The organism is Microbacterium sp. (assembly GCF_031178525.1).
GTDB lineage: Bacteria > Actinomycetota > Actinomycetes > Actinomycetales > Microbacteriaceae > Microbacterium.
The window spans coordinates 1-1880 of record NZ_JAPSJA010000379.1; the positions used below are offsets into that span (position 1 = coordinate 1).

General features: G+C 72.4%; 1 protein-coding gene. It reads left to right on the top strand.

What is annotated here, in order from left to right:
* Window positions 1–226 precede the first annotated feature (226 nt).
* On the top strand, window positions 227–1684 hold the full coding sequence (locus RIF89_RS14605; RefSeq protein WP_309069797.1) for an FAD-dependent oxidoreductase: 1458 nt from the start codon (window positions 227–229) through the stop codon (window positions 1682–1684).
* The last annotated feature ends 196 nt before the right edge of the window (window positions 1685–1880 follow it).

The following is a 1880-nucleotide window of genomic DNA, read 5'->3' on the forward strand; positions in this document are numbered from 1 at the left end:
ACCTCGATCGAGAGTGTGCTGCGGATGGCCGCCGACCTGATGGCGGCTCAGGGCTCGGTCGGGCCCGCCAAGCCGAAGCCGATCGCGCACTTCCCGCCGGGTCGCCAGCGTCCCGTCGCGCCGCTCGTCGGATGAGGGTGCCGGCGCGGCTGGTGGCCGCGGAAGCCCGCCTGCTTGTCGAGCCGGCGAAGCGAGTCGACAGCACCACGCTTCCCGGAGGCCGCACGTGACCACCCCTCGCTCGCTCTGGAACGAGACGTCGCCCCTCATCGAGGTCGACTCGGCGCTGCCCTCGAAGGTGGACGTGGCGATCATCGGTGCGGGCCTGGCAGGCCTTTCCACAGCAGCGATGCTCGCTCGCGCCGGACGCTCCGTCGCCGTGCTCGAAGCGCGCGAGGTCGGAGCGGTCGCCACGGGCAACACCACGGCGAAGCTCAGCATGCTGCAGGGTGCGGTGTTCTCCGGCATCCGCTCGCATGCCGGGGATGAGGCGCTCGAGGCGTACGTGGCGGCGAACCGCGCCGGACAGGACTGGCTGCGCACCGAGCTCGCCGCTGCCCCCGGGGCGATCGAGCAGCGCGACGCCTTCACCTACGCCACGACGCCAGAGGGCGCCAAGAGCGTCGACCAGGAGGCCGAGGCGCTCGCCGCGGTCGGCCTCGACGTCGACGTGCTTGAAGAGGGGCAGGACGCGGGGCTGCCCTACCCCGTGACGCGCGCGATCCGGATGCGCGGGCAGTGGCAGATCCACCCGATGCGGGCGCTCGCGGCGCTCGCCGCATCCGTCCGAGACCACGCCGGATCCGTCGTCACCGGATGCCGCGTCGTCAGCACGGACGAGACGGACGACGGCGTGCTCGTGCACACCTCGCGTGGCACGGTGCTCGCCGACCGCGTGGTCGTGACGAGTGGCTTCCCGGTGATCGATCGCGCGGGCTTCTTCGCCCGGCTCAAGCCGTCGCGCTCGCTGGCCGCGGCGTACCGGGTACCGGGCGACGTGCCTCAGGACATGTACCTGTCCGTCGATCCGGAGGAGCGCTCGCTGCGCACGGCCGAAGGCCTGCTGGTCGTCGGCGGTCCGGCATGGACGACGGGTCGCGAGCGCGATACGGATGAGCTCGTCCGCCGGCTCGACGAGTGGACCGTGGCGAACTTCCCGGGCGCCGTGCGCGAGACGTGGTGGGCGGCGCAGGACTACCAGACGGTCACGCAGCTGCCCTTCTACGGAGCCATGGGCGACAGGATGTACGCCGCGACCGGGTTCAACAAGTGGGGCATGACGAACTCGGCCGCCGCCGCTGTGACGATCGCGGGCGACATCCTGGGTGAGCCCGTGCCGTGGTCTCTGTCGCCCCACCTGAAGCTGCGTGACGGCGCAGAGTTCGTCTCCGCCCAGGCCGGCGTCGCGGCGTCCCTGGTCAACGGCGTGGTGCGTGCCGTCACGGGGTCGGGCGACCTCGCGGAGGGGGAGGGGCGCGTCGTGCGCGACGGCATCCACCCCGTCGCCGAGGCACGCATCGACGGCGTGGTGTGCCGCGTCTCGGCGGTCTGCACCCACATGAAGGGCATCGTCGAGTGGAACCGCGCCGAGCAGTCGTGGGACTGCCCGCTGCATGCCTCGCGGTTCGCACCGGACGGGGCCGTGCTCGAGGGGCCGGCGGTGGCGGCGCTCGAGAGGCGCTGAGCTGATCGACCGTCGCGCTTCTGCCGGCAGTTGCCGTGGTCCGCGTCGTATCACTCGCGTAGCGGTGCCGCCATGGCGCCGGCGGCGCGGGGCGCGGCATCTACGAGGTCCGACGTGTCGGCTCCCGAGGTCGTGCGGATCTTGGGGATGACGCCGGGCTTGGGAAGCAGGGCCACCACGACGGCGAGCACGGGCA